At 62.9% G+C, this 17,156-nt stretch carries 16 protein-coding genes and 1 pseudogene; 12 read left to right on the plus strand and 5 right to left on the minus strand.

Translation table 11 applies throughout. The annotated features are described in order from the left end of the window. Positions 1-10 precede the first annotated feature (10 nt). A pseudogene (locus BB934_RS49120) lies at positions 11-297 on the plus strand (FAD-dependent oxidoreductase); the annotation flags it as partial. A gap of 64 nt (positions 298-361) precedes the next feature. Here the strand turns inward: BB934_RS49120 and BB934_RS16815 are convergent. Continuing rightward, entirely contained in the window at positions 362-1,159 is a 798-nt protein-coding gene (locus BB934_RS16815) for a DeoR/GlpR family DNA-binding transcription regulator (RefSeq protein ID WP_099510670.1), read from the minus strand. A gap of 144 nt (positions 1,160-1,303) precedes the next feature. Here BB934_RS16815 and BB934_RS16820 point away from each other — a divergent pair, with 144 nt between their 5' ends. The 7 genes from BB934_RS16820 to BB934_RS16850 all read left to right on the plus strand — a co-directional run bounded on the left by BB934_RS16820 (position 1,304) and on the right by BB934_RS16850 (position 7,793). Beyond that, complete coding sequence (locus tag BB934_RS16820) at positions 1,304-2,161, plus strand: HAD-IIB family hydrolase (RefSeq protein WP_335645573.1); 858 nt, start codon at positions 1,304-1,306, stop codon at positions 2,159-2,161. 27 nt (positions 2,162-2,188) lie between these two features. Beyond that, on the plus strand, positions 2,189-3,190 hold the full coding sequence (locus BB934_RS16825) for an ABC transporter ATP-binding protein (RefSeq protein ID WP_099510671.1): 1,002 nt from the start codon (positions 2,189-2,191) through the stop codon (positions 3,188-3,190). 78 nt (positions 3,191-3,268) lie between these two features. Continuing rightward, positions 3,269-4,552, plus strand: a complete 1,284-nt coding sequence (locus BB934_RS16830) for an ABC transporter substrate-binding protein (RefSeq protein ID WP_099510672.1) — start codon at positions 3,269-3,271, stop codon at positions 4,550-4,552. A 65-nt stretch (positions 4,553-4,617) separates the two neighbouring features. After that, positions 4,618-5,535, plus strand: a complete 918-nt coding sequence (locus BB934_RS16835) for a carbohydrate ABC transporter permease (RefSeq protein ID WP_418294696.1) — start codon at positions 4,618-4,620, stop codon at positions 5,533-5,535. Further along, positions 5,532-6,341 (plus strand): carbohydrate ABC transporter permease, encoded by an 810-nt coding sequence (locus BB934_RS16840; protein ID WP_099510674.1) that lies wholly within the window; start codon positions 5,532-5,534, stop codon positions 6,339-6,341. The genes BB934_RS16835 and BB934_RS16840 overlap by 4 nt, the downstream gene beginning before the upstream one ends. Beyond that, positions 6,341-7,201, plus strand: coding sequence for an endonuclease/exonuclease/phosphatase family protein (locus BB934_RS16845; RefSeq protein WP_099510675.1), 861 nt, complete (start codon positions 6,341-6,343; stop codon positions 7,199-7,201). The genes BB934_RS16840 and BB934_RS16845 overlap by 1 nt, the downstream gene beginning before the upstream one ends. A 268-nt stretch (positions 7,202-7,469) precedes the next feature. Then, entirely contained in the window at positions 7,470-7,793 is a 324-nt protein-coding gene (locus BB934_RS16850) for a hypothetical protein (protein ID WP_157934208.1), read from the plus strand. Positions 7,794-7,818: 25 nt separating this feature from the next. Here the strand turns inward: BB934_RS16850 and BB934_RS16855 are convergent, their stop codons facing one another. From BB934_RS16855 to acnA, 4 genes are all read right to left on the minus strand, one after another. Continuing rightward, on the minus strand, positions 7,819-8,205 hold the full coding sequence (locus BB934_RS16855; protein ID WP_099510677.1) for an acyl-CoA thioesterase: 387 nt from the start codon (positions 8,203-8,205) through the stop codon (positions 7,819-7,821). A gap of 32 nt (positions 8,206-8,237) precedes the next feature. Beyond that, complete coding sequence (locus BB934_RS16860; protein WP_099510678.1) at positions 8,238-9,155, minus strand: GntR family transcriptional regulator; 918 nt, start codon at positions 9,153-9,155, stop codon at positions 8,238-8,240. Between the two features lie 136 nt (positions 9,156-9,291). Then, on the minus strand, positions 9,292-10,257 hold the full coding sequence (locus BB934_RS16865) for a Bug family tripartite tricarboxylate transporter substrate binding protein (protein WP_099510679.1): 966 nt from the start codon (positions 10,255-10,257) through the stop codon (positions 9,292-9,294). A gap of 53 nt (positions 10,258-10,310) precedes the next feature. Then, a complete protein-coding gene (gene acnA / locus BB934_RS16870) occupies positions 10,311-13,001 on the minus strand; it encodes an aconitate hydratase AcnA (RefSeq protein ID WP_099510680.1) in 2,691 nt (896 codons plus the stop codon). Positions 13,002-13,644: 643 nt separating this feature from the next. Between acnA and BB934_RS16875 the strand changes: the two genes are divergently transcribed. The 4 genes from BB934_RS16875 (at position 13,645) to BB934_RS16890 (ending at position 17,156) form a co-directional block, all read left to right on the plus strand. Beyond that, a complete protein-coding gene (locus tag BB934_RS16875; RefSeq protein ID WP_237049993.1) occupies positions 13,645-14,178 on the plus strand; it encodes a hypothetical protein in 534 nt (177 codons plus the stop codon). 70 nt (positions 14,179-14,248) lie between these two features. Beyond that, positions 14,249-14,854, plus strand: coding sequence for a L,D-transpeptidase (locus tag BB934_RS16880; RefSeq protein ID WP_099510681.1), 606 nt, complete (start codon positions 14,249-14,251; stop codon positions 14,852-14,854). A 55-nt stretch (positions 14,855-14,909) separates the two neighbouring features. Beyond that, positions 14,910-15,947, plus strand: a complete 1,038-nt coding sequence (locus tag BB934_RS16885) for an amino acid ABC transporter substrate-binding protein (RefSeq protein ID WP_099510682.1) — start codon at positions 14,910-14,912, stop codon at positions 15,945-15,947. A 348-nt stretch (positions 15,948-16,295) separates the two neighbouring features. After that, positions 16,296-17,156 carry a GntR family transcriptional regulator gene (locus BB934_RS16890; RefSeq protein ID WP_099510683.1) on the plus strand — a complete coding sequence of 287 codons (861 nt, stop codon included), beginning with the start codon at positions 16,296-16,298 and terminating at the stop codon, positions 17,154-17,156.

The raw sequence follows: 17,156 nt of genomic DNA on the forward strand, positions 1-17,156 counted from the left end.
GGGACGCATCGACCGATTCCGCGTCGCTGGAACCGCCGAATTCAATGGATTCAACAAGGATATCAGAGCGCACCGGATTCGACCCTTGGCTGACTGGACCCGCGATCTCTTCCCAGCGATCGAGATGACGAAGGTTGTGCCGTGGAGTGGCTTGCGGCCGATGATGCCGAGCATGCTCCCCATATGAAAGCCAGCCGGCGGCCGAACGTTTTCTACAACACGGGCCGCGGTCAACTCGGTTGGACATTGTCTGCGGCCATGTCGGAAATCGTTGCCGAGAAAGTCAGACAGGCCGTGGCAGGGAGAGGCTGGCCGCGTAAGGATCTTAAAGCACCGGCGGCAGAATGCGGCCAGATATGTGCTATGATGCTTCGGACAGCGTATCGATCTTCACATGCAGCGAAACGCCGCTTGCCTGGAGGGCGTCTGCCAGAGACCCGGTCGGAAGAGCTTCCGTTACAACGTCCGAGAGATGTGCCAAAGGGCAGACAAGCTCGAGATGGCGCCGGTTGAACTTGCTGGACGCAACGAGCAGAGAGCGTCTCTCGGCTCGCTCCAGCATCTTGCGCTTCACCCAGCAGGCATCCGATTCCACATCGTTGGGTCCGTCGAGGGTCAGTCCGCTGGCTCCTATGAAGGCGATGTCGGCGTTGAAGCGATTCAGAAAGGCGCAGGTCTCAGGTCCGTAGACGCCGCCCTCGTGAGCGGAGAACTCCCCAGGGCAAAGTACGACACGGGTCTTCTTCTGCGGGGCGAGCGCTTGCGCGACGGCAAGGCAGTTGGTGATCACCGTCAGGCCGTCGACCGAATAGGCCAGGGCCCGTGCGAAGTGAGCTGTCGTTGATCCTGAATCGATCATAAGCACATCGCCCGGCTTGACCATCCGAATGGCAATGCGTGCGATGGCATCGCGTTCTTGGATTGCCGTTGCGTCACGGTCCTGAAATCCGGGTTGCAGGCCGAGCTGGAGGCCAGTCGCACCGCCATAGGTACGGCTGACAAGCCCGCGCCGCGTCATCTCCTCGATATCGCGCCGGACCGTTTCGGCGGACACGCCGAGCCGGGTCGCGAGTTCGGAAGTCCTGACGCTGGGGCTGAGGGCGAGTTCCGTCATGATGACCCGCTGACGGGTGGCCTTTTTCCCTTCCGAGAATGACATCGACAAAATCCTGAAACGGTCGAGTGGCCTTATTGTGTGGCCTTCCTCAAAAATTTTGGACATCCCACATTAGTATGATTGATCTCCCAAATTTCTATTCCTAAGGTCCACATAAGAGGCGCAGGAAGCCGCTCAGGGGGAGAGATGTATTCGGAGCCAGCTCATGGCGCGTCCGGCGCACGAGAAATCGAGACCATGAAGCCTCTGTCGGCCCTGTCTCCGGAGGCGGCGCGGTCCATCCGCGTGGTGCTGTCCGACATCGATGACACGATCACCACCGAGGGCCTGCTCACCGCGGATGCCTACGTCGCCCTGGAGCGGCTGCACCGGGCCGGTTTCATCGTCATCCCAGTCACCGGCCGGCCCGCTGGATGGTGCGATCACATCGCCCGCATGTGGCCGGTGGATGCGGTCGTGGGCGAGAACGGTGCCTTCTATTTCCGTTACGATCGTGCGTCCAAGACCATGAGGCAGCGCTTCTGGGCCGGTCCGGAAGAACTCTCGCACAACCGTGCTAGGCTCGCGGTCATCGAAAAGGAAGTGCTGGCAGCCGTGCCGGGCGCGGCGCTCGCCAGCGACCAGCCTTACCGCCTGGCCGATCTCGCCATCGATTTCTGTGAGGACGTGCCGCCGCTGCCGGAGACGGAGGTGGACCGGATCGTGGCGATCTTCGAACGTCATGGCGCACAGGCCAAGGTCAGCTCCATCCATGTCAATGGCTGGTTCGGGACTTACGACAAGCTGAGCATGGCGAAGGTCGTGCTGGCCGATGAGTTCGGGATCGGCTGGGAGGAGGCCAGGGCCTGCGTGATCTATGCCGGCGACTCACCGAATGACGAGCCGATGTTCGCGGCCTTCCCGCTGAGTGTCGGCGTTGCGAACATTCAGGCCTTCGCGCATCGGCTCAAGCACAAGCCAGCCTTCGTTGCGCAGGGCCATTCGGGAGACGGCTTCATCCAGCTTGCGGAAGTGTTGCTCGGGGCACGCGAGAAAACTGCCTGATATCAGAAAGCCATAGGTTCGACGCTCATGTCCGAAATCGTTGTCAATGCCGTGTCGAAATCCTGGGGAGGCGTGGGAGGCGTCGACCGGATCAGCTTCAAGGCCGAGGCCGGGACGCTCCTCGTCCTCCTCGGTCCCTCCGGATGCGGCAAGTCCACCACCCTGCGGCTCATCGCCGGGCTCGAGGAGGTCGATTCGGGCACTATCACCATCGGAGGGCGGGATGTCACCCATCTCTCTCCCGCCGAGCGGCATATCTCCATGGTGTTCCAGTCATACGCCCTCTTTCCTCATTTGAATGTCGCAGAAAACATCATCTTCGGCTTGAAGGTTCGCCGTGTCGGACGTGCCGAGCGGGACGCGCGGCTGAAGAAGGTTGCCGACATCGTCGGGCTGACGCACCTGCTCGAGCGCAAGCCCTCCCAGCTGTCCGGCGGCCAGCGCCAGCGCGTCGCCCTCGGGCGTGCCATCATCGCGGAGGCTCCCGTCTGCCTGATGGACGAGCCCCTGTCGAACCTCGATGCCAAGCTGCGTCACGAAATGCGCACCGAAATCCGCAGCCTGCAGCAGCGGCTCGGCATGACCATGGTCTATGTTACCCACGACCAGACCGAGGCCATGACGATGGCCGACCGGGTCATCCTGATGCGTGACGGCCACATCGAGCAGAACGGCGCTCCGCACGAGCTCTATAACCAACCCGAAAGTGACTTCACCGCGCGGTTCATCGGCACTCCGCCCATGAACATCATCGCATGGCGCGACGGGTCTCTGTTGGGTGTCCGCCCCGAGCATATCTCCCTGGTCGAGCGCGATGGGGTGGCGGCGACGGTCAAGGCCGTTGAGTATCTTGGCGCGGACAGCATCGTCCTCTGCGATATGGAGGGTGGAACGGTCTGCGTCCGCCAGACGGGGTACTGCTCGCTTCCGGCCGGTGCACAAGTCGAGCTGGGGTGGCAAAACTGTCATACACATCTGTTTGACAAGGACAGCGGAAAGCGTCGCATGGGCGGTGTCTCACCGCATTGATCGCTTTTTTCTGAAGAAACGCAGGCGGCGGCAGCTGCAGGCGCGAAGCTTCAAAGAAGCTCGAAACGGGAGGGTAGAATGAAGTTCAAATCGAAGGCCCTGCTCACCGCAGGTTTCATGACGATTGCGGGCTTGGGCGCGACCGCCGCTCAGGCCGTCGATCTCACCATGTATTATCCGGTCGCGGTGGGCGGCCCGGTCACGAAGATCATCGACGACATGGTGCAGGGGTTCCAGAAGGAGAATCCTGACATCAAGGTCGAGGCGGTCTATGCCGGCAACTACACCGACACGATGACCAAGGCCATGACGGCCATGAAGGGCGGACAGCCGCCGCAGTTGTCGGTTCTGTTCTCAACCGATCTGTTCACGCTGATGGACGAGCAGGCTATCGTGCCGATCGATGAGCTTGCCGGGGCGGATGGCAAGGAGTGGCTCAACAGCTTCTATCCCGCCTTCATGGAAAACGGTCAGGTCGGTGGCAAGACCTGGAGCGTGCCGTTCCAGCGCTCCACCATCGTGCTCTATTACAACAAGGACGCCTTCAAGGAGGCCGGACTCGACCCCGAGAAGCCGCCGGCGACCTGGGCCGAGATGGCAGAGGTGTCGAAGAAGCTCGTGAAGAAAGACGCCTCCGGCAACGTGTCCCGCTGGGGCGTGGAGATTCCCTCCACCGGCTACGGCTATTGGATGCTGCAGGCCTTGGCCATCGAGAATGGGCAGAAGCTCATGAACGAGACCGGCAACAAGACGTTCTTCAACGAGAAGAAGACGGTCGAGGCCCTGCAGTACTGGGTCGATCTGTCCGCCAAGGATGGCGTGATGCCGAAGGGCGCCGTGGAATGGGGAACCCTGCGCACGGACTTCCTCGAAGGCAAGACCGCCATGATGTGGCACACGACGGGCAACCTGACGGCTGTGAAGGAAGGTGCCAAGTTCAACTTCGGCGTCGCCATGCTTCCTGCGAAGGAGCAGCGCGGGTCGCCGACCGGCGGCGGCAACTTCTATGTCTTCAAGAGCGCCACGCCCGAGCAGCAGAAGGCCGCCGTCAAGTTCATCCGCTGGATGACCGCTCCTGAGCGGGCTGCCGACTGGAGCATCAAGACCGGCTATGTGGCCGTCACCCCGGCCGCCTACGAGACCGGGACGATGAAGACCTACGTCAAGGACTTCCCACAGGCGATCGTGGCGCGCGATCAGCTCAAGCACGCGGTGGCCGAGCTGTCGGTGCATGACAACGGACGCATCTACAAGATCGTCAACGATGCCGTGCAGGCCGCTGTCACCGGCACACAGAGCCCGCAGGAGGCCCTGGAGAGTGCGCAGAAGCAATCCGAGCGCGTTCTCAGCCGCTACAAATAGTCAGCGATAAAGGCGTCGCGGCGACCCCCGCCGCGACGCAACTGCCTCGAATGCGGGAGAGACCTATGGTAGCCGCCGTGATGAGCGATGCCCTGCCGAAGGCTGCCAAGCGCAGAAACTGGACGACGAGCATCAATGCCTGGCTCCTGCTGTTGCCGGCCGTCGTCCTTCTTGCGACGTTCACCCATTATCCGATCCTCGCGACGCTCTATCACAGCTTCTTCTCCCTGGGCCGCAGCGGCCCGGCGGAGTTCATCGGCCTGGACAATTACCGCTACATGCTGGACGACGATGTCTTCTGGCAGGTGCTGCGCAACAATTTCGTCTTCGCTCTCGCGACGGTGCCGACCAGCATTGCGCTCGCGCTCCTGATGGCGGTTTGGGTCGACAAGAAGATCGCCGGCCGCTCCTTCCTGCGCCTTGCATTCTTCACGCCGACGGTTCTGCCGATGATCGCGGTCGCCAATATCTGGCTGTTCTTCTACACGCCGGATTACGGCCTCCTCGACCAATTCCTCAAATTTCTCGGTTTTTCGGGCCACAACTGGCTCGGCGATCCCGCCACCGTCATGACCTGTCTCGCTGTGATGGTGATCTGGAAAGAGGCCGGCTTCTTCATGATCTTCTATCTGGCCGCCCTGCAGACGATCCCGCCGGAACTGAAGGAGGCGGCTTCCGTCGAGGGAGCGAGCCGCTGGTACTTCTTCCGACGCGTGACGCTTCCGCTGCTCATGCCGACAACCCTGTTCATTTCCATCAATGCCCTGATCAACTCGTTCAAGCTCGTCGACCAGCTTGTCATCATGACGAAGGGCGGCCCGAACAATGCCAGCTCTCTTTTGCTCTATTACATCTACGAGGTGGCCTTCACGTTCTGGGACACCACCTATGCCGCGACGCTGACCGTAACCCTTATCGCCATCCTGGCGGCTGTGGCGCTGACCAAGTTCGTCTATCTCGATCGCAGGATCCACTACCAATGAGAAGAGACAGCTACTCGATCGAGACCGTCGCCGCCTGGGCTCTTGCTCTTCTCTGGCTGTTGCCGCTGGCCTACAGCCTTTGGAGCGCGTTCCATCCGTCGGAATACGCGACGCGGTTCGACCTGACCGCGCCGCTCACGTTCGCCAATTTCGTCAAAGCTTGGAACCAGGCGCCGTTCGCCCGCTACTACCTGAACACTGTCATGCTGGTCAGCCTGGTGCTGGCGGGACAACTCGTCATCGCGACGCTGGCAGCCTATGCCTTTGCCCGCTTCAAGTTCGTCGGCAGGGACGTTCTGTTCGCGCTGGTTCTCGTGCAACTCATGATCATGCCGGATGTGTTGATCGTCGAGAACTACCGGGTGATCAGCGCGCTCAACCTGCTCGACACGATCCCGGCAATCGCCCTGCCTTACATGGCGTCGGCCTTCGGCATCTTCCTGTTGCGCCAGACATTCAAGGGCGTGCCGAACGAACTCGTTGATGCGGCACGTGTGGAGGGCGCCTCGTCTTTCGGCGTGCTGTGGCGTGTCTTCGTGCCGCTCGGCAAGACCACCTATATCGCCTTCGGCCTCGTCTCCGTGAGCTATCACTGGAACAATTTCCTCTGGCCGCTCATCGTCACGAACTCGGTTGAGAGCCGCCCGCTGACAGTGGGCCTGGCCGTCTTCGGAGCGCCCGAGACAGGGGTGGACTGGTCGGTCATCACGGCTGCCACAATCATGACGATGGCTCCGCTGCTTATCGCCTTTCTGCTGTTCCAGCGCCAATTCGTTCAATCCTTCATGCGTGCCGGAATCCGCTGATGAAGCTCGTGACGTGGAACATCCAATGGGGCCTGGGCTGCGACGGGCGAATCGATCTCGACCGCATCGTCACGACGGCAAAGGATCTCGGCGATGCGGATATCTTCTGCTTCCAGGAGATCTCCCACGGCTTCGCAGCCCATGACGGCGATGAGGATCAGCATGCCATCCTCGCGTCTCTGCTCCCAGGATACAGGCCGATCTTCCGTCCGGCGGTCGAGAAGATCGACACAAATGGCAGGCTTCAGGTCTTCGGCAATATGATCCTGTCCCGTCTGCCGGTGCTGCAGATCACCAGCCACATGTTGCCCTGGCCGGCAACACCTTGCAAAAGCATGCAACGTCAAGCGCTGGAGGTTCTCGTCCAGACCTCCTTCGGTGCCGTGCGTGTGATCACCACTCATCTGGAATATCATTCCGAGATCCAACGGGAGGCGCAGATCCGATACCTGCGCGCCATTCATGAAGAAGGCGAGAAGCGGGGGCAAATCGCGTTCGAGGACCGTTCCGAAGGATCCTACCGCACGATGCCGCGGCCCGTGGGAACCGTCATCTGCGGCGATTTCAATCTGGGGCCGGACGAGCAACTCTATCAGGACATTCAGAAACCCTTCCCCGTCGGGATTCCATCCTTCGTCGATGCCTGGACCGTCGCTCACGGGACAGTTCCGCATGCGCCCACCACAGGAGTCGCGGATTCCAAGCAATGGCCTCAAGGTCCCCATTGTCGGGATTACTTCTTCGTGACCGAGAACCTGGGCGAGCGCGTTGCAAATGTAAGAGCGGATGTCGAGACGACGGCATCCGACCACCAGCCTCTTTTGCTCGAACTTCGCTCCGGGGATGGCATATCGCTCTGAAGCGACTCCTCTCGGCAAAGCTCGGGTCACCGTAAGTCGATTTCAGACCCACTTTGCCGAGCTACCGGCCACAACCGCTAGATAAAAAAGTGGTCTTATATTGGACGGACTAACTGAATCGATACACCGAACCATTCTTTCCGGGGGCATCACGGGGGCGCCTGCAGCAGCGGTATGAGGCTGCGGAGCTGATTCCGGTCGGGCTGACGCTCATTGCCGTTGCTGCCTTAAACTTCCATCGGCCCGCGTCTACTGCCCCTGGCACAGCGTGATTGCCTCCGTCGCACTTTGGTCATCCGGCAGTGCGCTGGTGACACCCGGTGCAACCATGATCGCCCTCGCTGGCTTTCCAAAAATCGGCGGTGCTGCCTCTGATCTGGTCGGATTCCTACCCGTCGGGATCGGGCTCATGGGAACTGCGCTGGCAGCGCTGCTCTTCAACAATCTGTTGAAGGCGCTGGAAACCGCCATGCCGAGCATGAGGATACTCGCATTGCTGGCGCATCTTGGTCTCAGCCCAAAACGGAACGGCTGCACGGATTCGATTGAGGCGGGATCGCATCCGTCGATCCCAGTGGACCTCCACCGATAATATCCAAGCTGAGAAGCCCTGATACTCAGCCCGGCGGCAAAGGCCGCGGACGCGAGCCGCTGTCGATGGCGACGAAGGTAAAGACCGCTTCGGTCACCTTGATCTGTTCGTCGCCATCGCGGGAGCGACGCCAGGCCTCGACCTGGAACTTCATGGATGTGCGTCCGGTGGAGGTCAGGTCGGCATAGACAGACACCTCGTCGCCGACATGAACCGGCGTGTGAAAGACCATGCCGTCGACAGCGACGGTGACGCAGCGCCCGCGAGCCCGCCTCGCGGCCGCATTGCCGGCCGCCAGGTCCATCTGCGACATCAGCCAGCCGCCGAAGATGTCGCCCGCAGGATTGGTGTCGGAGGGCATCGCGATCGTCCGGATGACGGCCTCGCGCATCCCGTTGTCCTCGACCGTCATGACTGCTTCCTTCCTCGCCCCGATGGCGGCGTTCAGTGTTCCAGGATCGGCCTGATCTCCTGGAGGTTCCCGATCGTGTGCTCCAGGTGCCGGCGCAGGGCCTGTGAGGCCTCCTCGTTTCTTTCACGCTCGAGCAGGTCGAGGATCTGCAGGTGCTCCTCGCATTGCTGGCGGTAGCGCTTGCGGTCGATCATCGAGCGATAGGAGAGCAGACGGCGGACACGGTTGATGCGCCGCACCGCTTCCAGAAAGAAGGGATTGCCCGAGGCGCCGACGATCGCCTCGTGGAACCGCACGCCACGCTCGTGGAGGGCGTCGGCGCTGTCCGTCTCGATGGCGCCCCGGAGAAGCCGGAGCTCGGCCTCGCGGCAGCGGGCAGCGATGTCGGGGTCGAGCCGGTATGTCGGCTCCACAAGGGCTGCAGGCTCGAGGGCGAGGCGCACGCGATAGGTCTGCTCGAGGCTTTCCGGAGTCGTGAGCATCGGCGAGAAGGACCAGCCGTAGCCGGGGCGGCGCTCGGCCCAGCCCTCCTGGGCGATCCGGCCGAGAACCGCGTTCAACTGCGCTTTCGTCAGCTGATAGGTTTCTTTCAGGAAGGCTTCGGAGGCAGGATCGGGCAGGCGGCCATGAAGGTGATCGTCGGCCATCCTGAAATAGACGTCGGAGGCATCATCCCGGGTCGCCAAGCCGAGGCTCTCCGGCGACACGCCCTTGACGTCCGACACGAAGTAGCCGCGGTTGCGCTGATGGGTGAGGGCGCCCTTGGCGGCGAGCAGCTGCAAGGCCTGGCCGACGGGGAAGCGGGAGACGCTGAACCGCTCGGCCAGCTCCTGGGCTGTCAGGTGGGTCCCCACAGGCACCCCGCCGCGAATATGGTCAAGGATCTGCGCGGCGAGACCCTCGGTCAACTCTCGCTTTCCGTTGACCGTGCGCTCGCCGGCTGAACTCATAAACTTGACCTCGGACCCGTGGAAGTTGGCTCGATCCTTCTTTAACCGATTTGTCGAGGCCACGGTACTCTCAGGCCGCAGGCTTCGGAATGTGGAAGGGAAAGAGGGAGCCCGAGCCAGGCCCCCTCGATTTTCCTCAGGACTTCACGAGGCCGATCGACTTCAGGATGTCGCCGACGCGAGCCTGTTCCTCCTTGAGGAAGGCTTCGAAAGGCGCTCCCGCGAGGTAGAAATCCTCCCAGCCGCGCTGCTTGAGGATGTCGGCCCATTCCTTCGACTTGACCAGCTTCTCGACGGTCTCGGCATGTGCCTTGCGCTGGTCCGCCGTGATGGCCGGCGGGGCCATGATGGCGCGCCAGTTCACGACCTCGACATCCATACCCTGCTCCTTCAGGGTCGGAACGTCGGCGCCGGCCAGGCGCTTGCCGGAGGAGATCGCCAGTGCCCGCAGCTTGCCGGCCTTGATCTGGCTCTCGAACTCGCCATAGCCCGAAACACCGGCCGTCACCCGTCCGCCGAGCATCGCCGCCAGGGCCTCGCCGCCGCCCGAAAATGCGATGTAGTTGACCTTCGCCGGATCGGAGCCGGCCGCCCTGGTGAACAGGGCCGCGAGGATGTGGTCCGCGCCGCCTGCCGAGCCGCCGGCCCAGGTCACCTTGGCCGGATCGGCCTTTGCGGCGGCGGCAAGCTCCTGAACATTCTTGATCGGCGAGTTCGCCGGCACGACGATCACGAGAGGATCACCCGTGAGACGCGCAATCGGCGTGACCTGATCGAGGCCGACCGGCGACTTGTTGCTGAGGATCGCGCCGATCATGGTGATGCCGTTGACCATGAGCTGGCTCGGATCGCCTTTCCCGTTGTTCACGAACTGTGCCAGGCCGATGGTACCGCCGGCGCCGGTCACGTTGGTGACCTGAACGCTCTTGGCGAGGCCGGTCTGCGTCAGCACCTGCTGAATCGAGCGGGCGGCCGAGTCCCAGCCGCCGCCGGGCCCTGCCGGGGCCATGATCTTGAGTTCCTGCTGCGCGAAGGCAGACGACGCGACAAGTGTCAGAGCCGCAACGGCGACGCCGCGGATTGTCTTGGTGAAGTGGCTCACGAGTTCCTCCCTTGGGTTGCGTGAGGTGATGAACGCGAAGCGGACGTTGCCGCTCAGCGCTTGATGTTCGGCGAAACCTCTCGCCGAAGATGTCCACTGTTTCCGGTGAAGTCTGGTGTTGGTGTCTCGCGGCTTGTGCCCTCCGCGTTGACGGCACGATGCAGGATGAGGGGAATGATGCCGCCGCCGCGCAGGATCTCGACCTCGAGGCCGGTCTCGATGGCAGCGATGGCCATGAAGGTTTCGCTCGCCCCCGATCCACGCCGGATCGTGACGGGCACCGGGCCGCGCGGACCGATCTTTGCGGGATCGGCCTCGATGAGGATCCTATCGCCGGGACGCAGGTGCAGATCGTTCGGATGCCGCTCCGGCGGAAGACGCAGAGGCAGGATGCCCATGCCGATCAGGTTGGAGCGATGGATGCGCTCGAAGCTCGAGGCCAGCACCGCGCGTACGCCGAGCAGCGCCACGCCTTTCGCGGCCCAGTCGCGCGACGAGCCCATGCCATAGCGTTCGCCCGCTACCACAACGACGGAGGCGCCCTCGCGGGCGTAGCGCTCGGCTGCGCGGAGCAGCGGCAGATGCTCGCCCGAGCCGACATGAACGGTGAAGCCCGGTGCGATCTGGGGGTCGAGCAGGTTGCGCACCGACTTGTTGGTGAACAGGCCCCGGACCATGGCCTCCCAGTTGCCGCGGCGGGAGGCGAAGACGTTCAGGTCGCGACGGTTCTCGCCCCTCTCCACCAGATATTCGGCGGCTTCTCCCTGCGGCGGGATCAGCCCGGCCGGAGAGATGTGATCGGTGGTGATGTCGTCGCCGAGCACGAGCAGCGGATGCGCTGCATAGGTGCCGAGCAGCGTGCCCTTGCCGAAGCCCGCGAAGGGGGGGCGCCGAATGTAGCTCGAGCTCTCGTTCCATGGGAACAGGGGAGTGGCCGGCGCATCGAGCACGCGCCAGGCCTCGCTCGCCTCGGCCTCTGCGTATGAGGTTTCGTAATCGCCTGCATCGATGGCGATGGCGAGGGCCGCATCGATCTCGTCGCCTGTCGGCCAGAGATCGGCGAGGCGAATGTCTTCGCCCGAGTGCGAGCGTCCGATGGGATCGGTGAGGATGTCGCGATTGACGTCGCCTGCGAGCGCGAAGGCGACCACCAGCGGAGGCGAGGCCAGGAAGCCCGCCTCGAGCTGCGGATGGACGCGACCGGGGAAGTTGCGGTTGCCCGAGAGAACTGCAACGGGAAGAATGTTCCGCTCGGCCATGGCCTGCTCGATGATCGCCGGCAGCGGGCCGGAATTGCCGATGCAGGTCGTGCAGCCATAGCCGACGATGCCGAAGCCCACGGCCTCGAGGTCCGCCAGCAGGCCGGCGCGGCGCAGGTAGCGTTCGGCGGTGGGCGAGCCGGGCGCCAGTGACGTCTTCACCCAGGCGGGCGGGGTGAGGCCGAAGCGGCGTGCTTTGCGAGCGAGCAGACCTGCGGCGACCAGAAGTCTCGGATCGGACGTGTTGGTGCAGCTCGTGATCGCAGCGATTGCCACTGCGCCGTTGCCTGGCTGCTCGACAGATGACGCGGCAGGGTGGGCGGCCAGCATCGGCGCAAGCGCCTCGACCGTTCTGCCAGCCGCGATGCGGTCCTGCGGCCGGCGCGGACCTGCGAGGCTGACCTCGACCCTATCGAGATCGATCTCGATCGTGTCCGTGAAGCGCGGAGACGCCTTGGGGTCGAACCAGAGGCCCTGCCGCCTTGCGTATTCCTCCACGAGACGGACGTGATCGGCGCTGCGACCCGTCTCGCGCAAATACTGCAGCGTATGGTCGTCGAGGGGGAAAAAGCCGGAATTGGCGCCGAATTCCGGGGTCATATTGGCGATGACGGCGCGATCGCCGGCAGACAGCGTCGAGACGCCTTTGCCATAGAATTCGACGAAGCGATCCGCGAGATCGATGCGCCGAAGGCGCTCGGTCACCGTGAGCGCTAGATCGGTGGCGAGCACGCCCTGCCGCAGACGGCCCTTAAGACGCACGCCCACGATGTCCGGCACGCGGATCATCACCGGCATGCCGAAGAAGACGCTCTCGGCCTCGAGGCCGCCCACGCCCCAGCCGAGCACGCCGATGCCGTTGATCATCGGCGTGTGACTGTCCGTGCCGATCAAGGTATCGGGCATGGCCCACGATACGCCGTCGCGCTCCGCGGTGGTGACGACACTTGCCAGGCGCTCCAGGTTGAGCGTGTGCATGATGCCGGTGCCGGGCGGATGAACACGGACGCCCGAGAGGGTGCGCGTCGCCCATTTCATGAAGCGGTAGCGCTCGGTATTGCGGCCGAACTCACGCTCCATGTTGCGTCGGAGCGCGTCGGGCGCGCCGAACACGTCGACGGCCAGGGAATGATCGGTCGAGACGTCGACCGGCAGCACCGGATTGAGCCGGCGCGGGTCATACCCGGCTTCTGCGAGGGACGCGCGCATGCCGGCAATGTCCACGAGGGCCGGGCCGCAGGTCGTGTCGTGCATCATCACGCGGCGGGGCAGGAACGGAATCTCGTCCTCGCTGCGCCCCTCCGCCAGCCAGTTCAGAATCGCCGCCTTGGCACGCGGTGCGTCGTCGCCCGCGTTCCGCAGGACGTTTTCCAGCATGATCCGCAGGATGTACGGAAGCCGTTCGAGTTGCCCCTCGGCTGCTGCAGGAAGATCGACAATGCGATGGCGTCGCCCGGCAACCGTGATGTCGGCGTCCTTCCGCATCGGACCTCCCGCGTTCCCTTGATGAATAGGTCTCCAGGATTTGCATAAAATGACTCATAAATACAATATAAATTGCATTTTAAATATTCAATATGCTGTTTCGCTGTTGCCATAAGCGGTTAAAGCTATTTAAATCAATGTCTTAATGGATTTTAGATCAGTCGGGGTCACTCGCGTTGGCTCGCATCATGGAGACAGCCCAGCGGAGTTCGCTTCAAGGGTGCCAGCGACTTCGTCGAGCCGGACAAGAGATTCGACTGCCTTTTCGGCTTGATGAGGTGAAGAGCTAGCCGCTCACGGCGATGTGCCGTGCATATATTGCGTTTCATGCGAGCGGTCTGCCGCTTGAGCCCGCGCCAGCGGGACCGGCCTTACCTGTCCGAAATTGCCAAGCATGCGTCTCAAACTGTCAAGCATAATTGTGTGAACCTGCATAAAGTCCATCGCGCCAGACAGAACGAGCAAACGGTTGAGCGGGGAAGCGATCAGCGCGGATAATATCGATCCGTAGTCTTCTTGCGGTGCGGACCAGGGGGCATGATCCTCGGGACGGGCCTACCGCTGCCGTCGAGCCGACGTGAGTTCGAGATCGCGAAAGCAGGAGCAGGATGTGCCGCCGGAAGCATCTATCGCGGGAGTGAGAATGGACGGTAACGACCGCCGCAGCGAAAGCGTCAGTTCGTTCGTGGCGTCCCGAATTCTTCTGTCCCGTCCCGGAGCCCTTTGCGGGCTCGCGGCGGCGGCGATCGTTGCGCCGATGCTGGTCGGCTGCACCACCTCGGGAAGTGGGCCAGCGACCGTCGCCAATGTCGAGGCTCCTGCAGCCTTTGCGCGCGAGCGCTTGGTCGGCCGGTGGGGTGTCGCGTCGTTCCACACCGACAAGGATCGGCCGCGAACGGAACGCGAGGCGCGGGCTCAGTGCAATCTGCCTTATACGATCGCCAAGGGCCCGACCGACGGGGTGATGATGCATGTCGCCGACGACCCGAAGCTGTATGAGTTGAGACTCAAGGGCGACAGGGCGGGCCGGACCTATCTCGGCTTCGAGTCGCCGCCGGGCGACCCGCAGGATCGCGAGATTCTGTCGGCGACGGACAATCTCATGCTCATGCGCTTCGTCGATCCGGACGCGAACCGGCGCTATGGAACCTTCGTATACGTGCGCTGCAGCGCCTGACGATAGAATCCAAAAAGCGGAGGACAGGGATTTGCCAAAACTGCGAAAGAATCCTGATCGACCGGTGCCAGTGCACTGGACTGCGGCGGCTTGGTTTGCGCTTGCTGCCTGTCTTCCCTTTCAGCAGCTTCATGCACAAGCGAGGCCAGCCGCGCAGGAGACGCTCCAGGTGCTCGACGAACCGGGGCGCATCTCGACCGAGGAAGTCGTCATCAACGACGGACCTTACGCTCGCCAGTTCGTGTTCTTCAGGTCCAGCGAGCCGCCCGGCACCCTGGTCATCCACACGTCGGAGCGGTTTCTCTACATCGTTCAGGGCAACAACCGTGCGCTGCGCTACGGCATCGGTGTCGGGCGTGAAGGCTTTCAATGGTCCGGTTTGGTGAGTGTCAGCCGCAAGGCCGAGTGGCCCGACTGGCGTCCGCCGCCGGAGATGATATCGCGCCAGCCCTATCTCCCGCGCTTCATGGCAGGCGGTCCCGGAAATCCGATGGGCGCCCGCGCGCTCTATCTCGGATCGACGGTCTTCCGCGTCCACGGCACCAACCAGCCGGAGACGATCGGGCATGCCATCTCGTCGGGCTGCTTCCGGCTGGCCAATGGCGACATCATCGATCTTTACGAGCGGGTTCCGATCGGCACGAAGGTGGTGGTCCGGCACGGCGCCAGTCTCTAACGCGGGCATCCCGGCCTCGGGATTGCGACGCTTCACGACATGGGGATTGGAGATCATGTTGAAAGCAGCCAACGCCGATATCCGCTGCGTCTTCGCGGGGTTCGCAGCCCTCCTTTTCAGCGCTTCCGCATTGCCTGCGGCAGCCGGAACTCTCGAGACCGTGAAGCAGCGCGGCGTCCTGCAATGCGGCGTCAGCGAGGGCCTGTTCGGATTCTCTGAGCGCAACGCCCAGGGACAATGGTCGGGCTTCGATGTCGATTTCTGCCGCGCCGTCGCGGGCGCGATCCTGGACGATCCGTCGAAGGTCACGTTCGTTCCATTGTCAGCCGGCGACAGGTTCGAGGCTCTTCGCGCGGGCCGTGTCGACCTGCTGTCCCGGAACTCGACATGGACTTTGGAGCGAGAGGCGGGCCTTGGCCTGGCCTTCGCCGGGATCACCTATCACGATGGCCAGGGCTTCATGGTCATGCGCGATCTCAATGTCACCTCCGCCCTGGAGCTCAACGACGCGAAGGTGTGCGTCGAGACAGGCACCACAAGCCAGCTCAATCTGGCGGATTTCTTTCGTGCCAACTCGATGACGTTCGAGGAGCGCGCCTTTCCGACGGCCGGGGAGGCCCTCAATGCCTTCCAGTCAGGTCAATGCAATGTCCTGACGCGGGATCAATCCGCGCTTTATGCAGAACGCCTGAAACTTCCCCGGCCGAAAGACGCCATCATCCTCCCGGATGTCATCTCGAAAGAGCCGCTCGGGCCGGTGACGCGCGCGGATGATTTTGCCTGGTTCACCATCGTGAAGTGGGTGAATTTTGCCCTCGTGAATGCGGAGGAACTCGGGATCTCATCCCGGAATGCAGCCGAGGCAACGACGTCCGGCAAGCCCGATGTGCGCCGCTTCGCCGGCCTGGAGGGCGGGTTCGGCAAGATGCTGGGGTTGGATGATGCCTGGGCGCTTCGCGCGGTGCGGGCCACCGGGAATTATGCCGAGATCTACGAGCGAAATCTCGGCGTCGAGTCCCGACTCGGCATCCCGCGTGGGCTGAACCAGCTTTGGAGCATGGGAGGCGTGCTCTACGCGCCACCGCTTCGGTAGTTGCTGGCGGTATGAACTTTCGGTGCGGCGAGGAATTGCCTGTTGGGTTCTCGGGGTTTTCCTGGATACCGTGACGAGGTCGAAGCAGCGGAGATCGTCTCCTCGGTGCGTCAGAATCCTGCTTCGCATGCCGGACCTCCTGCCGATCCGGAATGAGATTGGTCACTTAGGCATCCGTCACGTGTCCCTACGAGGGGCTGGTCGCCAGGCCAGCCCCTCTATTGTTTAGCCATGCCTGCCCCAAGCTGGGGTGTTTGGTCCAGGCGTATGGTGGTTCGGGTGGCCTTGGCGCGCCGGCCGCGCCCAGGATGCGCCGTCACGGGGATCCGATAGCGACGATGCTGCAAGATGGTTCCCGCTGGCCCCATTTGCGCTAATGTCTCATCGTTTGACATCGACCGGCGCGGCCTCGAGAGGGCGCATGGGGTAGACGCGATGGAGATCTCGGGGCAGGAAGCTGAAACCGTTCGGCAGGGCCAGTCCGAGGCCCGTCAGCCACTCTATCTCGCGGTATACGACTCGCTGCGAGACGAAATCCAAGTCGGCAAATGGAAGGTCGGTGCCTCGCTGCCGTCGGAGGCCGATCTGTCGGATCGCTTCCGCGTCAGCCGTATCACGACGCGCCACGCACTCCGGCTCCTCGAGGCGGACGGCTATATCAGGAAGGCGCAATCCCGGCGTCCGGTCGTCATGGCCGCAGCTCCGGCCCGCAGGGAAGGCTGGTTCATGGAGTCCATGGCCGACATCGTCGAGATGGTCGGCGACGCGCGCCTCGACATCAGAAGCTGGAGGCAGGAACGCTCCGCCCCGGACGCGAGAGACTTCGGGTTACCGCTTGCGACGCGACTCCACTGCCTGCGCGGAATCCTTTCCCGCAACGGACGACCCTATGCCCGCTCGATCATCTATTTCCCGCCGCAGATCGGGGCACGGCTGTCACGCGGCGCTTTCGACGACGCGGTGGTCTTCCGCGTGCTCCAGCGGTTGCTGGGTATTCACATCGAGGACGTCCAGCTGACCGTATGGTCGGAACTCGCTTCCGAAGAGGATGCTCGAGATCTTCGGTGCGAGGTGGGCAGTGCCCTCCTGGCGACCCAACTGCAATACAGGGACGAGAACGCTTCCCTCATCGAGATCGCCTATAGCCGCGCTCTCGCATCCGAGGCCAAACTTTCCACGCGTCTCGTCACCTCGGCGCGAGTTCCTTGA

Origin of the sequence: Microvirga ossetica (assembly GCF_002741015.1) — a bacterium.
Classification (GTDB): Bacteria; Pseudomonadota; Alphaproteobacteria; order Rhizobiales; family Beijerinckiaceae; genus Microvirga; species Microvirga ossetica.

Bases quoted from the DNA above. Each gene is read 5' to 3' on its own strand.
- BB934_RS16840 (WP_099510674.1), top strand. From the start codon at position 5,532: ATGAGAAGAGACAGCTACTCGATCGAGACCGTCGCCGCCTGGGCTCTT.
- BB934_RS16820 (WP_335645573.1), top strand. From the start codon at position 1,304: ATGTATTCGGAGCCAGCTCATGGCGCGTCCGGCGCACGAGAAATCGAG.
- BB934_RS16875 (WP_237049993.1), top strand. From the start codon at position 13,645: ATGGACGGTAACGACCGCCGCAGCGAAAGCGTCAGTTCGTTCGTGGCG.
- BB934_RS16845 (WP_099510675.1), top strand. From the start codon at position 6,341: ATGAAGCTCGTGACGTGGAACATCCAATGGGGCCTGGGCTGCGACGGG.
- BB934_RS16885 (WP_099510682.1), top strand. From the start codon at position 14,910: ATGTTGAAAGCAGCCAACGCCGATATCCGCTGCGTCTTCGCGGGGTTC.
- BB934_RS16855 (WP_099510677.1), bottom strand. From the start codon at position 8,205: ATGACGGTCGAGGACAACGGGATGCGCGAGGCCGTCATCCGGACGATC.
- BB934_RS16825 (WP_099510671.1), top strand. From the start codon at position 2,189: ATGTCCGAAATCGTTGTCAATGCCGTGTCGAAATCCTGGGGAGGCGTG.
- BB934_RS16890 (WP_099510683.1), top strand. From the start codon at position 16,296: ATGGTTCCCGCTGGCCCCATTTGCGCTAATGTCTCATCGTTTGACATC.
- BB934_RS16860 (WP_099510678.1), bottom strand. From the start codon at position 9,155: ATGAGTTCAGCCGGCGAGCGCACGGTCAACGGAAAGCGAGAGTTGACC.
- BB934_RS16830 (WP_099510672.1), top strand. From the start codon at position 3,269: ATGAAGTTCAAATCGAAGGCCCTGCTCACCGCAGGTTTCATGACGATT.
- BB934_RS16815 (WP_099510670.1), bottom strand. From the start codon at position 1,159: ATGTCATTCTCGGAAGGGAAAAAGGCCACCCGTCAGCGGGTCATCATG.
- acnA (WP_099510680.1), bottom strand. From the start codon at position 13,001: ATGCGGAAGGACGCCGACATCACGGTTGCCGGGCGACGCCATCGCATT.
- BB934_RS16835 (WP_418294696.1), top strand. From the start codon at position 4,618: ATGGTAGCCGCCGTGATGAGCGATGCCCTGCCGAAGGCTGCCAAGCGC.